Here is a 560-nt window from a genome sequence, read left to right on the forward strand (position 1 = left end):
AGCTCATCGTGCATGGCAGGGATCGCAAGGACGCGATTGCCAAGATGCGCGAGGCACTTAATGGTTTTGTGATCCGCGGCATCTCCAGCAACATTCCTTTCCAGGCGGCTTTGCTGGCGCATCCGAAGTTTGTCGCCGGTGATTTCAACACGGGCTTTATTGCCGAGAACTACGGCAAAGGTTTTCACGCCGAAGATGTTCCACATCAAGACCCCGACTTCCTGGTGGCGCTGGCGGCTTACGTCAACCGGCGCCAGCTGGGCCGTGCGGCCGGCATCAGCGGACAGATGCCCGGCCATGGCGTAACGGTAGGCGAGCAGTTTGTGGTGGTCGGGCTGGGTGCCGCCGGGGAGAACACGCAGCATCCGGTGACGGTGCGTGACTATGTGGCCAAAACGGGCTCCAGCGTAATAGAGACGGGCGCAAGCAGCTATGAAATTTGTAGCAGCTGGCACCTGGGCGGAGCGCGCATCCGCGGCACGGTGAATGGCCAGCCGTTTGCTGCGCAGGTTGAGCGCGGCGTAGGCCGCAACCCGCTGGCCTTCCGTATTGCACACAAC

1 pseudogene is annotated in these 560 nt (G+C 61.4%); it reads left to right on the top strand.

The annotated features are described in order from the left end of the window. A pseudogene (locus AC1D0Z_RS23890) lies at positions 1 to 560 on the top strand (acetyl/propionyl-CoA carboxylase subunit alpha); the annotation flags it as partial.

This window comes from Polaromonas sp. P1_E3 (assembly GCF_056405935.1).